At 44.3% G+C, this 15,108-nt stretch carries 11 protein-coding genes; 10 read left to right on the top strand and 1 reads right to left on the bottom strand.

The features are described 5' to 3' along the window. Positions 1-164: 164 nt before the first annotated feature. A complete protein-coding gene (locus QEH59_RS16005; RefSeq protein ID WP_308986391.1) occupies positions 165-1,640 on the bottom strand; it encodes a sugar transferase in 1,476 nt (491 codons plus the stop codon). A 475-nt stretch (positions 1,641-2,115) separates the two neighbouring features. On the opposite strand from QEH59_RS16005, the gene QEH59_RS16000 reads away from it, so the two are divergent. From QEH59_RS16000 to QEH59_RS15955, 10 genes are all read left to right on the top strand, one after another. Beyond that, positions 2,116-3,240, top strand: coding sequence for an outer membrane beta-barrel protein (locus tag QEH59_RS16000; RefSeq protein ID WP_308986390.1), 1,125 nt, complete (start codon positions 2,116-2,118; stop codon positions 3,238-3,240). Positions 3,241-3,242: 2 nt separating this feature from the next. Then, entirely contained in the window at positions 3,243-3,857 is a 615-nt protein-coding gene (locus tag QEH59_RS15995; protein WP_308986389.1) for a polysaccharide biosynthesis/export family protein, read from the top strand. Between the two features lie 230 nt (positions 3,858-4,087). After that, on the top strand, positions 4,088-6,322 hold the full coding sequence (locus tag QEH59_RS15990; RefSeq protein ID WP_308986388.1) for a GumC family protein: 2,235 nt from the start codon (positions 4,088-4,090) through the stop codon (positions 6,320-6,322). A 153-nt stretch (positions 6,323-6,475) separates the two neighbouring features. Continuing rightward, positions 6,476-7,444 (top strand): acyltransferase family protein, encoded by a 969-nt coding sequence (locus tag QEH59_RS15985; protein ID WP_308986387.1) that lies wholly within the window; start codon positions 6,476-6,478, stop codon positions 7,442-7,444. Positions 7,445-7,801: 357 nt separating this feature from the next. Further along, on the top strand, positions 7,802-9,367 hold the full coding sequence (locus QEH59_RS15980; protein WP_308986386.1) for a lipopolysaccharide biosynthesis protein: 1,566 nt from the start codon (positions 7,802-7,804) through the stop codon (positions 9,365-9,367). After that, complete coding sequence (locus QEH59_RS15975) at positions 9,364-10,332, top strand: sulfotransferase (RefSeq protein WP_308986385.1); 969 nt, start codon at positions 9,364-9,366, stop codon at positions 10,330-10,332. The genes QEH59_RS15980 and QEH59_RS15975 overlap by 4 nt, the downstream gene beginning before the upstream one ends. Before the next feature lie 683 nt (positions 10,333-11,015). After that, complete coding sequence (locus QEH59_RS15970; RefSeq protein ID WP_308986384.1) at positions 11,016-12,110, top strand: polysaccharide pyruvyl transferase family protein; 1,095 nt, start codon at positions 11,016-11,018, stop codon at positions 12,108-12,110. Further along, entirely contained in the window at positions 12,111-13,082 is a 972-nt protein-coding gene (locus QEH59_RS15965; RefSeq protein WP_308986383.1) for a glycosyltransferase family 2 protein, read from the top strand. It abuts the gene before it with no gap. Further along, the gene (locus tag QEH59_RS15960) at positions 13,079-14,077 is read left to right on the top strand and encodes an O-fucosyltransferase family protein (protein ID WP_308986382.1); all 999 of its coding nucleotides are present in this window, start codon (positions 13,079-13,081) and stop codon (positions 14,075-14,077) included. The genes QEH59_RS15965 and QEH59_RS15960 overlap by 4 nt, the downstream gene beginning before the upstream one ends. 5 nt (positions 14,078-14,082) lie before the next feature. Further along, positions 14,083-15,069, top strand: coding sequence for a GT-D fold domain-containing protein (locus tag QEH59_RS15955; protein WP_308986381.1), 987 nt, complete (start codon positions 14,083-14,085; stop codon positions 15,067-15,069). Positions 15,070-15,108: the final 39 nt, after the last annotated feature.

Genomic DNA, 15,108 nt, shown 5'->3' with positions numbered 1-15,108 from the left:
CGCGCCGTTTGCCAACTGAATGCAACAGCCTTAATCATTGCCTCCGCCTAGTGCTTATCTAACGGAATCGGACGGATCGGCGATCCATCCCTACCCAAAGAGGAGACAGTTTAATCCTGTTCATAAAAATGCTCTGAGAACCGATGCTGCTGGCGGGAGCCCGCTTAATATGCGTTCTTATTGGCGTTTACCGTGCGCAGGCAAATGTAGAGATCGAGCCATGGATTCCAGCGCTCAATGTATTCAATGTCGCAGGCAATGCGAGCTTCCAGGCTGGTGTCGCCGCGCCAGCCGTTGACCTGCGCCCAGCCAGTGATGCCTGGCTTTACAGTGTGACGTAGGTTGTAGTAGCTAATCTGATGTTTGAAATCTTTGATCAATTCCGGGCGCTCGGGGCGAGGGCCGACTAGGCTCATCTCTCCTTTGAGCACGTTCCAGAACTGAGGTAACTCATCAATGTTGTACTTGCGCATGAAGGCGCCGATTTCTAATCGGCGGGGATCATCTTCGGTGCACCACTTGGCGCCAGAATCTTTTTCGGCATCCAGACGCATACTGCGGATCTTGATAATCTTAAACAGGCGCTCGTTTTTACCGAGCCGAACTTGTTTGTAGAAGACGGGCCCAGGCGACTCGCGATAGACTCGCCAGGCAAAGTAGGCAATCACTGGGCTGAAAACGACCAATCCGAACAGGCCACCCGCGATGTCGATTGTGCGCTTGATGATGCTGCTTGAGGGCCGGTCGAGTGCGCGTTTGGTTTGCGTGAGCAAGGGGGTGCCTTGAAAAGATTCGACATTCAAACATGCAGTCATGGTGCGCACGAAGTCGGGGATCATCATGAAGTCGACCATGACGACACCGCACATTTCTTGAATGGCCGAGCTTTCTTCCATGGATAGGGAGGAATTGGCTAGGATGACGGTGTCATAGCGTCCGCTTTGTAGTAGCTTGCCTAGTGTTTTGACGCCCGATCCCAAGTAGATTTCTTGGGGCGGTGTATGAGAGTCATCTTGCGATTCCAAACTCTCCATTGTGATTGCGGAGCAGATGTGGAAGGGGAAGAAGCTGTGGCTGGATTGTCCATTTTTTGAGCGTTCGTAGAGTTGTCTGGCCCGATCATTCCAGCCTATGATTAGTGTGGTGCGGCGTAGATTTTGCAGTAGTCCCGGACCGATGAAGTGATGGCAAAAAAAATAGCGCCAGGTTGTGAGGGCCATCATGAGGATGCCTGTACTGTAGCACACCCACAAACGTGAAATGGGAGGATTAATTTTGAAAATTGCTGAAAGTGTGAGTAGTACGATGCTCCAGTATAAGGCACAGGCGAGCATCTTAAGTGTACCATAGCGGTAGCGTGTGAGTGCTTCCAGACGATAGGTCCCGTTCAAGTAAAGGATGCCTACCATCAAAAGAGTGCCTGAAATAATATAGACGGCATAGCTCTCTATTGTCGGGGCGCTAAGTGGTGGCGAGGTAAAGAAGAGAGGGAGTTCAGCGCGTAGGTAAAAGCCTAGCAAGGTTGCACATAAGGCGATTAGCAAGTCTCCGCCAAATAACAGCATCAAAGTTGAGCGTAAGGCAGATTCGCGCCTCACTCTGGGGAGTGTGAATTCACTGCTTATGGTGGTAGCTTCCATGATAATTCGAACTACCCATATAGGTAAAGTCCTTTCTATGGAAGGAAAATTTGCTTAATTTAGAAATAAATTTTTGCGCAGTTATCGTGCGTGATATCATGTAGTGGTGCTGGGGTGATGTCTTTACTCGGCTCGGGTTATGCGTTCATATATTTCGAGTGATTTGCCGTTTTAGTCAGCTTTGTGTCTGCCGGAATGTTCCATCTCGCTCTCTTGCTAGGGCTTATGAAACTTAGACTTGGGGCGTGAGTTTTTAGATTGTTTTTCTCGAGTGGATACTTTTAGAAAATGTGCAGTAATTAGAAATTTTTCTCGCAATGGTATGATTCCTGCCATGTCTTCCCCACAGCCAGAGCAGATGCTTGAGCGAATGATGAAAACTATATACAGACGTTTCTTTCGGCGAGTTGGACATGATGTTAATCTGTTCTCGAGTTGCTTGGGATCTACTCAAGTTCTTTTCAGTAAGTCTGTTATGTGCATAGCTCTAGTTTTCTGTGGGGGCGTTTGCCAGCTTCCTGCAGAATGGCGTGTGGGTGAATTAGGCGCCGTTACTCTATCGCTTGAGGCGACTGCGAAGAGTTCTAGCAATGTTTTTCTGGATGAGGATGAGGTCAGTGATTTCATTTTTTCGAGCACTCCCAAAGTGCAGTTTCGTGCGAGTGAAGGCTATGCTTCGATCGATGCCTTTTTAGGACTCGAGTTGCAACGTTATGCGGAATTAACGGAGTATGATGCTGAGAATATACGTAGTGGTTTGAGCATTCGTTTGCCGGATGAACCCAATGGTGAAATTTTTCAGGGGAGTTTGGATCTGGGATATAATGGCTCGACTGCGGCCGATGCTGATTTGCAAGCGGTGGTGGAGAAGCATATTTTTAACACGGACTTCGCCGGGCGCTATATGGTGAGTGAGTATTTCAACATTCGATCCGGGCTGAGTTATAGAGATAGTCAGTCGGAGGATGCGATTTATGCGGATGTGACTACTTGGAGTGCGCCGTTGGCGCTCTATTACCAGGTGGATGAAGCACTTAGCGTGGGGGCCGGTTATCGTTGGCGTCATACGGATTCGCGTAGTTCGTTAGAATCGACCGAAACCTTGGATCACGCATTTTACTTCGGTGTGGAAGATCTCATTTCCCCGCTGGTGCAGTATGAACTGCAAGTTGGTTTCCAGTTTCGCGATGTATTGGAGGGGGACGGGCTCAAGGACGATAGTGGGGTCTATCTACAGTCCAGCCTACATTGGTTTATTACCGATCGGACTCAGTTCGATGTGGAATTAGGTAATGAGTTTGGGAATACCATGGGCAACCAACTGTCGGAAATTCTCTATACTGATTTGAGTTTGACGCATCAATTGGATGCAAGGTTGAGGGCGACCGTGGGTGTTGCGTATCAAAATACTGATTACGATGAGATGAGTGGTTCACGTACTGATACGGAATACCGTGCTTATTGGGGAGCGACCTACACCCTCATTGAGAATCGTCTCATTTTATCGGGACAACTTTCTTGGACTAGCCGCGACTCGACGCAAAGCAGCGCGACCTATGACCTGCTCGAGGCCGCTTTGCGCTGTGAATATATCTATTAGTTATGCGACATTTACTGATCTCCCTTTTTGCTTTGCTATTTCTTTTTGCTGCAGAGCTGATGGCCACAGATGCAATGCCGGCACCCTCATTGGATGCGGCGAAATATTTGCTGTCACCTTTCGACCGAGTTTCGATTTCTGTTTACGGTGAACCCGAATTGCAGAGTGAGCAGCGTGTTTCTGATGAGGGCACGCTTTCGATCCCACTCTTGGGAGAGATCGCGGTGGGGAACCTCTCTGTCTCCAAGGCACAAAAAGTGATTGAGACTGCTTTTATTGAAGAGCGTTATCTGGTGCGACCGGTGGTGACGATTAATATTGTCGAGTTTGCCCCCAAGGTGGTGACGGTGGTGGGCGAGGTGGCGAGGCCAGGCTCGATCGAAATTCCACCAGGCCGTAACGGGTTGGCAATACAGGTCGCGATTGCCGAAGCGGGGGGCTTCACCGGTGCTGCGCAAAAAGGGCAGGTATCAGTCGAGCGTAAAGGAGCTGACGGTTCCAAAACAACTTTTGAAGTGGATGTGAATGCCATCTTTAAAGCGGAGGGTAAGAATGCGGAGGAAGTCTTCGTGGTATTGCCTGACGATATTATCTTTATTCCTCGTCGACTGTTTTAGTTGAAGGAGGTTCCGAGGGCCTTTGCGCCCTCAATGCATGTATGTTACGTGCGCCTATAACAGTTCAATGTGTGTGCCGATTGGTTTTTCCAGGAGTTTTCCGGATTTCGACCAAGGGCGGAAGCGTTAAAAAATGCTTAAAATGTTAGAGACCGTATTTTTTTCTCGTTCTGTCCTCTATATCGCCGCTCTGTGAACACTTATTTTGTAGTTAATTGAGAGCCGATCCTATGTCCGATCCTAAAAAATCTTCACAAAGCAAGCCTGATGAGACCTTGCAGTTAATCAGTATCATGGACCTGATCATGATACTGCGGCAACGTTGGCTTCCCGGTTTTGCTTTAGGGCTTTTTCTGGCGGCGGCTTGTGCAATTTTCTTCATGAGCAAGACGCCCATGTATGAAACTACTGCGACAATGGTGGTCGAGGTGAATGCTGAGAATATCGTCAATGTTGCCGAAGTGGTGGAGTCTGGTGTGAAAAATAGTGGCCTCTTGGAATCGGCCATGAATACCCATCTGGAGCGTTTGAAAAGTCGCGCAGTGGCTCAATTAGTGGCGGATAGTTTGAGCGCAGACGAACAACGGCGTCTAACTTTTGGTTCTACTGGATTTATGGACCATGAGGATGAATTGAGCCCTTTACCCAATCCGGCTAGTTTAGTGGGTAGGGGAGCGCTTTCGGTTAGTTGGTTGCCAGACTCACAAGTCATTCGGATCCAGGTGCGACATCCGGATGCAGAGGTGGCGAAGTTCTTGGCGGATCGTTACGTAAGTGTGTATATTCGTCTGCAACTCGACGTCCGGAATCAAACGACGGGAGATGCCGTTCAGTTTTTAGATGAACAGGCGGTGGACTTACGCAATAAATTAGAGCAGGAAGAGGGGGCGCTGCAGCAATATCGTGAAGCGAATGACTTGGTGACTGTGGAACAAGATCAAAAAATTGTCACGGAACGTCTGAGTGATCTGAGCTCGGCCATTACAGCTGCACGAGTACGTCAGCTTCAGATTGGAAGTCGTTTAGAGCAGATTACGGCCGCGGGCGAAGATCTTGAGTTGCTGATGAATATCCCTTTTATCGGGGGGCGTGCGCATGTGGCTGAAATTTATGCTAGCCTCGAGAAACTGCAACAGCAGGAACAGGTCTTAGCCAAAACCTATTTGGAGCGGCACCCCAAGCGAGTGGAGAATCAAGTTGCTCAGACTGCGGTAGAGACGTCACTTTGGCGTGCGATTGAGCAGGGCAGGCAGGACTTCGAGATTGAGCAGCAGACAGTGCTCGGAGAGTTGGCAAGTCTGGAAGCCAAGATGAAGGAAGCAGAGCAAGAGGCACGTCGTCTAGAGCAGCTCTCCATTGAATACCGTGTGTTGTCACGTAAGGTTGAAGCACAGCGCAAACTTTTTGATATGGTGACGTCGCGTTACAATGAGACCAGTATCACGCAGCAAATGAACCTAACTTCGTTGCGCCCGTTGGATAAGGCGAGCGTGCCGAGTTCACCTTATTTTCCGAATGTGAAGAAAATAACCGTTATATCTATTCTACTTTTTGCTGTGGTTTTCATTGGTCTGCCTTTAATTTTAGAATTTCTAGATAATCGTTTGCGCACCTTTGCAGATATCGAAGGTTTTGTCGGCAAGTCGATTTTGGGAGATGTGCGCTTCATTCAGGGCAAAAGCGACGTGGAGATGGCTGAGTTGGCACTGTCTCAAGACAGCGATCTCGGCGAGTCCTTCGCTGCCATTTATGGAAGCCTGCGCTTAAATCTCGGGCATTTTAACCAACCATTGACCCTAGTAGTGACTAGCTCCGTGCCTTCGGAGGGTAAGTCAGTGGTGGCTTCCAATCTAGCGGCTGAAATGGCAACGCATGGTAGTAAAACTTTGATCGTGGACTGTGATCTACGTCGTCCCAGCCAGCACCGTTACCATAACCTTGAGAACAAACTGGGCGTGGTCGAGTGGGTTCGCTCGGAAGAGGCGATCGCGGCAGATTTGATGCAGGACACGAAATTAGGCATCCAGCCATTGGGGGAGGGTGGAAAGCTATTCTTACTCAGTTCCGGAGGCTCCACCACCCGTGCTAGCTCGATTTTAGAGAATAAGCGGATGGATCTACTGATTTCTCGCTTAAAGCAGGAGTTCGATGTCATTATTTTTGATACCCCGCCAGTGGGTATTTTTCATGACGCGACTATGATCGCGGATTATGCCGATCACTGTATTTTCGTGGCCCGTCAGAACGAGACCACCCGTCAAAAGACCCGTCACTCCGTGGCTCAAATGGATCGTTCCAAAGCACCCGTTTTAGGCGTCATTTTTAATGGGGTTAAAAATCATCGTCTCGCCGCCGGCTATGGCACTTATGGTGAGGATGACTATACCAGTTACAGTGCGCGCTATCAATATGGCTACGGTAAAGATGCGGCTAGCTATCAGGCGGAGTATTCCGATAAAGCCTAATCGTATGTTGTTCCCTTCGAGTCTAACTGTTTCTGTTGAAATCGAATTTCGCTAAAGCAGAGTGTCAGGCAAATTCTTCTTAAAATTTCAAATTTGTAACTTGCCGTGGAGTTTGAAACTTCGAACGTGCATCGCGGCACAGTCGTTTAATATATGAAATTTGGCTACATCGACGCATTAAGAGGCTACGCAATTATCGGCGTATTAATGGTTCACTCCCTTGCGGGAGAGTCCGGAATCTTAGGTGCTCAATTGTTAGGATTGGGAGCTAAAGGCGTGCAACTCTTTTATATGATGAGTGCTTTGACACTGCTACTCTCTTATCAGAATCGTAAAAGCGAACGGTCTCCGACCACAAACTTCTTCCTCCGACGAGCCTACCGAATTGCACCTCTATTTTGGGTCGCGATCATATACTATACCTGGCATAATTACGGCATAGAGCATCCAGTAGGTGACTATCAACATGTCACAATCGGATCCTACCTCTCACACATTTTACTTCTACACGGTTTCAGTCCCTACTGGATGAATTCACTAGTTCCAGGAGGTTGGTCAGTGGGAGTCGAATTCATGTTTTATCTCACTTGCCCACTCTGGTTTGTCATTATTAAGAATAAGGCACATGCCTTGAGTGGTTTTGTCACGTCATACGTGATAGGCCAAATTGCCTTTACTTACTTAATGAAAAATCCATTAATCCCATACGTAGATACTTGGGGTGGATATATGTATGCTTGGCTACCAAGCCAATTACAGGTATTTATGATGGGCTTCTACTGTTATTACTTAATTTCCGAAAACATACGTTACCCAGTCAAAGAAATAGTAGGATGCTTTACTTTCCTCTTCATGTTTGAATTCCTGGTCATGCCAATGATCTTTACGAGTGATTATTCTGCATTTAACGGATTAGGGATCAATGCACTCGTAACACTATTTTTCATCAGCTTCATTATATTGGTTAGAAATGATCCGACGAAACTCTTAGCGCACAAGGCCATTCAGTATGTAGGGAGAATCAGCTATAGTCTCTACTTAGTCCATTTCGCAGTGTTAAGTTGGCTCACGCGCATGGCGATTGACAAGCCTTTCAATGCCCCTGAAGCAAATTACATATGACGCTTTATATTAACAATAGCTATCGGAACAGTCATCTCAACTCTGACATATAAATATATCGAGATTCCCTCTATTAGTTTAGGGAAAAAAGTGATTAAAGCGCGAGAAAGAAGCCATATTGCACTTGCAGCGGTAGAATCATAATTATGAGAGGGAGTTGTGCAGTGCTACTGGTAGCAGCGAGTCTAGACTCACGAGGGAAGCACTAAAAAATACGAGAGTCTATAAGCTCACGATTTAAACCTCAGTAGCAACCGCTTCCGCCTTTCTGCTGCAGGATTGATCTGGAATGCTTTTCACCCGGTCTTGTCGTCACTCTATTGCTTGGAACCATTCTCAGCTTTTTCCCCCACAATCATGCAAACATCTCATCGCGTCCTGAAGAACACCCTGATCTTGTATGGCAAAACAGGCATCACGATGTTCATCTCGCTCTACACAACACGTGTGGTGCTACGGGAGTTAGGTGCCGATAGCTTTGGAGTCTTTGCACTGATCGGCGGCATCATTGGGATGTTTGGCTTTCTGAATGGCAGCTTAGCAGCCGCTTCGCAGCGCTTCATGTCCTTCGCACATGGTGAAGGTAAACCCGAGCAACAGCAAAAGATTTTTAATATCAGCTTCGGGCTCCACTTCATTGCAGCTCTGATTATGGTCATTTCTATGCTCAGCATCGGCCCGCTGCTATTCGAGCATGTGCTCAAGATCGACCTTGATAAATTACTGACGGCTCAACGCATATATCAATTCGTCGTCGCTAGTCTGTTCTTTACAGTCCTTTCTGTACCTTACGATGCTGTCCTCAATGCAAGGGAGAACATGGCCTTTTTCGCCATCATTGGCTTCATTGAATCTCTACTCAGATTGGGCGTCGCTATGGCCATCGCATTTGTCGCAAACGAAAAGCTTTTACTCTACGGATTCTTGATGGCAATGATCCCATTATTTTTAGCGTTCATTCGAGCAATGTTTTGCCACATGAAATATGTAGAATGTCACTTTGCATTAAGAAGAAGTTATGATCTGGCATTGATAAAATCGATGACTCAATTTGCGAGTTGGTCATTCATCAGCACTGCAGTCGCCATGGTCTCAAAGTCATGGGAAGGGATCATTTTAAACACATATTTTGGCACGACCATAAACGCGGCCCAAGGTATCGCGAATCAACTATCAGGACAGTTGCTTACCATATCTAACAGTCTACTACGTGCATTAAACCCAATCCTAGTAAAAACTGCAGGTGAAAGAAACAATGAAAAGATGCTGCGAACTGCAATGTCAGGCGCAAAGCTATCATTTACTCTTTTAGCATTTTGTATAATTCCAATCAGTATCAATCTAAGTTATATATGTAAACTTTGGCTTTCATCCGTCCCCGAATTCGCAATAATATTCACGCAGTTACTGTTATTTCGAAGCTTAATCGCTCAGCTATCAATGCCGATATCGACGTGCATTGCAGCATCTGGGAAGATCAAAGGCGTTTCGATTACAGGTAGTGTAATTGGCCTATGTCCCTTAGCGGTATGTGCCATTCTTTATAAACATGGCTATCAACCTCCCGCGATATATTGGGCATATATATGTACAACGATAGTTAGAGCATGCATAACAGCGCCCTATTTCGCAAAGAAGCATTGCGGATTGCACGTAAAAAAATTCCTGATCAACGTAGTAGTCAGATGTATAATTGGAACGGGCATCACGTTACTGGCAAGTTTATGGTTAAAGACACTCCTACCCGAAGGTATTAATCAGGTTATGATCACATCAGCAGTTAGCAGCGTATTATTAATCATATGCGTCTGGTATATTATCCTAGATCAGACTGAAAAAGAACATATTTTGAATGCAATTCAAAGTGCTTACACTAAGCTCAATAGAATAATCGTCATTAAACAAACTGAATCCTCTTCGTGAAAAAAAAGAAAAAAATAGTTTTTATAATTAGCAATGGGCGCAGTGGATCGACAATCCTCAGTAAGTTTTTAGGCATGCACTCCCATTGTTTCGCACTCAGTGAACCATCTCATTTCGACATTGAGATAAAAAAAAACGGCTACTGTTCATGCGAAGAGTCGATTAGTGACTGCGCCTTTTGGGGGAAAATCATTCGAGATATAGAAATTGAACAAAAAATTCCAATTTCTAACTTTAACACCAGTCAGAAACCATTCCACATTAGCCATAAAAGAATCGGAAAGATCGCGAGCTACCTTCACTTATGCGTATTTCAATTAACAGCTAAAGAATTATTTAGAAGTCCGTATCTAGAACAGGCAAAGAATGAATGCTTACTACTTAGAACAGTGGCCAATAATACAAATGAACACGTAATACTGGATGCCTCAAAAAGCTTCCCACGAGCGCTTTACATCAAAAAGCTGCTAAGAAAAGAATTCAACACTGGCTTCATACTACTCTTTCGCACACCCGAAGAAACCATTTATTCAAATTTAAAAACCTCCTATACTTTTAAATTAAAAGGGGAAACAATTAATCTAAAAAAAGACACCGCAAAAGAGCTTTCGCATATTACTGAAGAATGGCGCAAAGTAACAAAGAACATCCTACGTTTATCTTCAATTTTTCGATTAAAACCGCAGTCTATAATATTATACGAAGAATTCGCTCAATCACCCAGAAAAGCCTTCGAAAGGTTATCTCGCACCTTAGGACTCAGCTGGGAAGAAGGAATGGAAGATTTAAGTCAGAGTGGACATCACATGATTAGCGGAAATTATTCTAGGATAAAGGCTAAAAGCATTCTTCCACCTAAAAACGATTCTAGAAATCTCCCAAAGGAAGACCTTGATTACATAAAAAGAGAAACAAGATCTACCATGCGAAAAATCACAAAATTAAACCATAAAAACGCACAATAATTAAAAAGTGAACTCTTACAGAAAACTAGATTTCCTCTGGATTGGTCAATCCTACGCGCTTAGAATAAGAGAAGTGGCATGGTCAGAACAATTAGAAACTGGAAGCGCGAATTTGGCGAAAACTTCTAGATCTTCCTTTTCGACGAATTGAAGAATGAGCCCGAAGTATTTTTCAATAACATCGACTTTCTCCAAATTGATAATGCGACATATATAAAAGACAAAGATGATCATTCTCATGTAGGCACAAACATTGCGTTACTAAAATCTCATTGAAAAATTTTTGAAGAGCGCTTGGGGCCAGACATCAAAAAAATATCCAGTTTCCTATCTGATAAACAGTTGAAAAATTTTACAAACTGGATGAAATAGTCAACGCGAACAACTAATCCATTGCCTATTAACATTCGCAGTATCTGCAATTACGTCTGGAGCTATAATTCTAGCGAGCGACGAGAGTTATTTACGAGTCATTATAACAGTAATCGCGTCATTCTTCGCAACTACATTGGGAGGTTGGTACATACTGCTAAGTAATGATGATAAATCAAAAATTTTAGCGCTCATTACTGTGTTAAGTCATAAGGTTTGGATGATTTTTCGATTGGTATAAAAACTATAATAGGAAGTATTATAAGACTATAAGTATAGATGTTTTTCATTTCATACGGACATCAAATATTATGAACATTTCAACACTCACCTTGCCATTAGTATCAAACAATGGAGGTATCTTGCAGGCCTTCGCATTAAAGCAATATCTCGAAAGCAAAGGGCATATCGTATACTTTATAAATCGTAGATATACAGAAAACCGTCATGTGCGGACGATTAAGAATATTGCTAAGAGATGCCTAAGAAAAAGCGTTTCAGTGAGCATGCCTAGGCCAGAACACGAACTAATTAATCAGTTTATATTTAAGTATATTTCCGATGGTGAACAGTTGTGCTCAAGTAAAGAAATAACCAATTATTTAAAAGATAATGACATTAAACTTTTGATCATAGGCAGTGACCAAGTCTGGCGTCTAGATTATTCGGGGAAGCTCAATCTCACGTTTTTTTCTGACTTTAAATTACCGAAAGACTGTAAGCTTATTTCATATGCTGCATCTTTTGGGAAAGATAATTGGGAAAACAGTGATCATTTGACCAAAAGAATTCGAAAGCTTCTCAATAAGTTCGCTAGTATTTCTGTTCGAGAAGCTTCTGGTATTGATATAGTTAAAAACATTTTAGACGCTAACGCGGAGCATCATATTGACCCTACCATGTTGCTGGATCGTCATGACTACATCGATTTATTGAACCGCGAGGGGGAACCAAACATAGAATGTGGACTATTTACGTATTTTCTCGATGCGAATCCATCTAAGCTTGCTGTTCAGAGCCACATTCAAGCAAAAATCGAAGGGAATCCTTATCATTTAAAACGATTTGGTAGTAGTGCGATGACTCCGAAATCGAAAGAGCTGCCCAGCGTTACTAATTGGTTAAATGGTTTTAGATCCGCAAAATTCATCTTAACGGATTCCTTTCATGCGTGCGTTTTTTCAATAATATTCAACAAACCTTTTTATGTCATCGGAAATGCAGAAAGGGGGCTGACCAGGTTTAAGAGTTTACTCAATCAATTTGAATTAGAAAGCCGTCTAATTACAGAAGATAGTAATTTAGACGAGTTGGCATTCCATAGTTACAGTTACGAAAGAACTAATAAGCTCTTGGAAACTGAAAGACTTAAAAGTGCGGAATACTTAAATCAACATATTACATAGATGTTCACTGTAGTCATTCCCGTATTTAATAAGCGCAATTATGTGCTGAACACACTGAGGACAGTTCTTAACCAGACTTACTCATGCTTTGAAATTATCATTGTTGACGACGGTTCGACAGATCAAAGTCTTGAAGCAATCACTGAAGCGATTTCTGATTCTAGAATTAAAATTATTCGTCAAAGCAATCAAGGTGTCAGTGCCGCACGCAACCGAGGCGTCAAAGAATCAAGTAATCCGTATATAGCCTTCTTAGATGCAGATGATGAGTGGCACCCCAGCTACCTCGAAAAAGCTCACGAATGCATCCAACAATTCCCGAACACGGGCATGTTGTGCTTTGCCGGCCTAGTCAAAAATTCCAGCGGTACTATCGGTAACCGCACAGCCTTAAAATACCAGGAACAAATAGTAGCCGTCAATTATTTTGAAAATCCGCACGTTTTCGGTCACACGAGTGCAACCATCGTAAAAAGGGAAGTATTCAATCGCACATCGGGATTTCCAGTTGGGATGAAGCGTAATGAGGATTTTGCACTCTTCTACTCAATCGCACTCATCACTCCCGTCGTCTATTGTGGATTTCCCTTGAGCACCTACGTGGGTGGCGTCGAAGGACAAGCGACCAGCACGCCAAGTGAACAAGTTTCTGAATATGTTATCCAACGATACAATCATGTATTTGAAAGTTTCCTACAAACGGACCAAAGCAATCAGCTCTACTTGATTTTTACTAAATATGAATTACGCCACACATTTTTGATGTTTCTGATCAATCAAGAGCCTCAGAACCTGCAAAAGTTTTTAAATCAACTACACCCAGAATTACTGAAGCACTTTAGCTCGATGGAAAAAAAACTCTATACTAAAGTGTACCTAAAAAAAATATCCATCTACTTTATTTATATGACTAAAATCCGATGGCGATTACGTCGCTTCCCAAGAACAGGCGAGGGCCAGATGGATCGATGAAGTTGACAAAGGAAAAACTAAAACGGAAGCTCAACGGATATTTCGTCCGCTATACATCGAAGTTGTCGTTTTATCAGTATTTCTACCAGGCAAAGTGGCATGCCGTATTGAACCGATGCAGTGGAGCAGACGAGCCACAACCTGTGCAGCAATATTTCACAGCTCGCCCCAACCCAGGCGCGGGCATTGGTCATCAACTCGCCAATTGGATGGCGGGCTATTATTACTCAAAACACTTTAACCTCACCTTTGCCCATATCCCCTTTCCTGATCCAAGATGGGAAGACCTACTGGCGCTCGGAGTCGCCGAAACTCAGTTTGAAGCGCTGCTCCAGACTAAGAGTCATAAAAAAGTAAGCCTACCTAAATTCAAGTCCCCGGCCGAAGTGGAAGCAATCATACGATCTTATGCTGGTAAGAAAGTCATCTTTGTTGCTGAACGAGATCAATTCTTAGAGGAGCTCCCACTCGTGCAAAAAGACATTCAAGCCAAATTTCATACACGGCATCCGCAACCGGAACTCACGTTTGAGAAAGAGACCTTGAATATCGCACTCCACATCCGTCGGGGTGATATTGTGAACAACGGTCAGGCTATCGACCATCTTTCAGCACGCTTTCAAGCAGTCGACTATTTTGAGCGCATACTACAACAGATTATCGACGTCAGCCAGAGCAACAAGATACGCGTCTACCTATTCTCTCAAGGCACCAAAGAGGAATTTAAAAAACTGGAAGTCATCCATCCACTTGAATACTGCCTCGATATGGACCCTTACCAATCCTTCCTCCATATGGCCTTTGCAAATATCCTAGTTACATCGAAGAGCTCTTTTTCTTACAAGCCTGCGCTCCTGAATCGGAATCTAAAAATTGCACCGCGTGACTTCTGGCACAGCTACCCGGAGACTGACGATTGGGTTCTTATTGATAACCAGGAGATGAAGCTAGATCACTTAAGAGAGCGAATCCGAACGCACATATACAATCGATAAGGACAATGAAAGACATACGTTACCTGCCATATAAAGTCGCTCGAAAAGCTTACTTAAGTGTATTCCAAGGCCCTGAATATCAGCCAGACGATCAAACGCTTGATAATCCAGACAGTGTTTCCGATCTTATCCGAGGAATGATTGAACAAGGCGCGCCCTGTATGATTTCACGCTTTGGTTCAACTGAACTCAGTTGCGTCTGTAATTACCTAGCCATTACAGGGCGAACTGGTTCACTGCTTTCATACATTAAGGGCCAATCTTCGGCATGGTGGTGGCAAGAAAGCATTAAAGCGCAAATGCAAGCCTGGTCAGGCTTCTTCCCTTCAAATGAATCCGCGCTAACTGAATTCTGTAAGCTAACTTTACAGGATGCCCAAGAAGTGGACCTACTCGGCTCTTGGTTGCAACAAGAATCACACATCCAAACGCTGAATAAAAGCCTAATCAAAACTAGGCTTTTATTCCTAGACCCCTTCTGGGCAAAAACACCATGGACATCTGCCTTGGAGGGAAAGAAAGTTATCATCGTCCATCCGTTCAAACAAACGATTGAAGCACAATACAAGAAGAGGAAGTTGTTACATCGAGAAGGTGTCCTTCCACCTTTTGATTTAAAGGTCATCCAAGCAGTTCAAAGCCTCGGGGGTGAATCTGAATATACCTCGTGGTTTGATGCACTAAACGCCATGAAAGAGCAATTGGACAATACAGACTTCGACATTGCCCTGATTGGATGCGGAGCCTACGGCATGCCCTTAGCTGCGCACGTAAAACGAATGGGTAAAATCGGAATCCACATTGGCGGAAGTCTTCAGCTACTGTTTGGCATATGCGGCAAGCGCTGGGAAAATCCTGAATATGGAGCAGAACTTAGATCGTTACATCCACAAATAATTTATTCCGACTTAGCCAATAAAGACTGGGTGAGACCCATGCGAGCGGAGACACCCACAACCTCTACAAAAGTAGAAGATTCCTGTTATTGGTAATTTTACCTCTCAAACAGTCAATCGTATGGCTAGATGTTA

This window comes from Thalassobacterium sedimentorum (assembly GCF_031127905.1).
Taxonomy (GTDB): domain Bacteria; phylum Verrucomicrobiota; class Verrucomicrobiia; order Opitutales; family Coraliomargaritaceae; genus Thalassobacterium; species Thalassobacterium sedimentorum.
The sequence above is the reverse complement of the archived record's forward strand: the minus strand, read 5'-3'. Positions and strand labels throughout refer to the sequence as shown.

What these genes read in the sequence shown, in the direction of transcription:
- QEH59_RS15970 (WP_308986384.1), top strand. Translation starts at nt 11,016, where the DNA reads ATGAACATTTCAACACTCACCTTGCCATTAGTATCAAACAATGGAGGT.
- QEH59_RS15955 (WP_308986381.1), top strand. Translation starts at nt 14,083, where the DNA reads ATGAAAGACATACGTTACCTGCCATATAAAGTCGCTCGAAAAGCTTAC.
- QEH59_RS15965 (WP_308986383.1), top strand. Translation starts at nt 12,111, where the DNA reads ATGTTCACTGTAGTCATTCCCGTATTTAATAAGCGCAATTATGTGCTG.
- QEH59_RS15980 (WP_308986386.1), top strand. Translation starts at nt 7,802, where the DNA reads ATGCAAACATCTCATCGCGTCCTGAAGAACACCCTGATCTTGTATGGC.
- QEH59_RS15985 (WP_308986387.1), top strand. Translation starts at nt 6,476, where the DNA reads ATGAAATTTGGCTACATCGACGCATTAAGAGGCTACGCAATTATCGGC.
- QEH59_RS15990 (WP_308986388.1), top strand. Translation starts at nt 4,088, where the DNA reads ATGTCCGATCCTAAAAAATCTTCACAAAGCAAGCCTGATGAGACCTTG.
- QEH59_RS16000 (WP_308986390.1), top strand. Translation starts at nt 2,116, where the DNA reads ATGTGCATAGCTCTAGTTTTCTGTGGGGGCGTTTGCCAGCTTCCTGCA.
- QEH59_RS16005 (WP_308986391.1), bottom strand. Translation starts at nt 1,640, where the DNA reads ATGGAAGCTACCACCATAAGCAGTGAATTCACACTCCCCAGAGTGAGG.
- QEH59_RS15960 (WP_308986382.1), top strand. Translation starts at nt 13,079, where the DNA reads ATGAAGTTGACAAAGGAAAAACTAAAACGGAAGCTCAACGGATATTTC.
- QEH59_RS15995 (WP_308986389.1), top strand. Translation starts at nt 3,243, where the DNA reads ATGCGACATTTACTGATCTCCCTTTTTGCTTTGCTATTTCTTTTTGCT.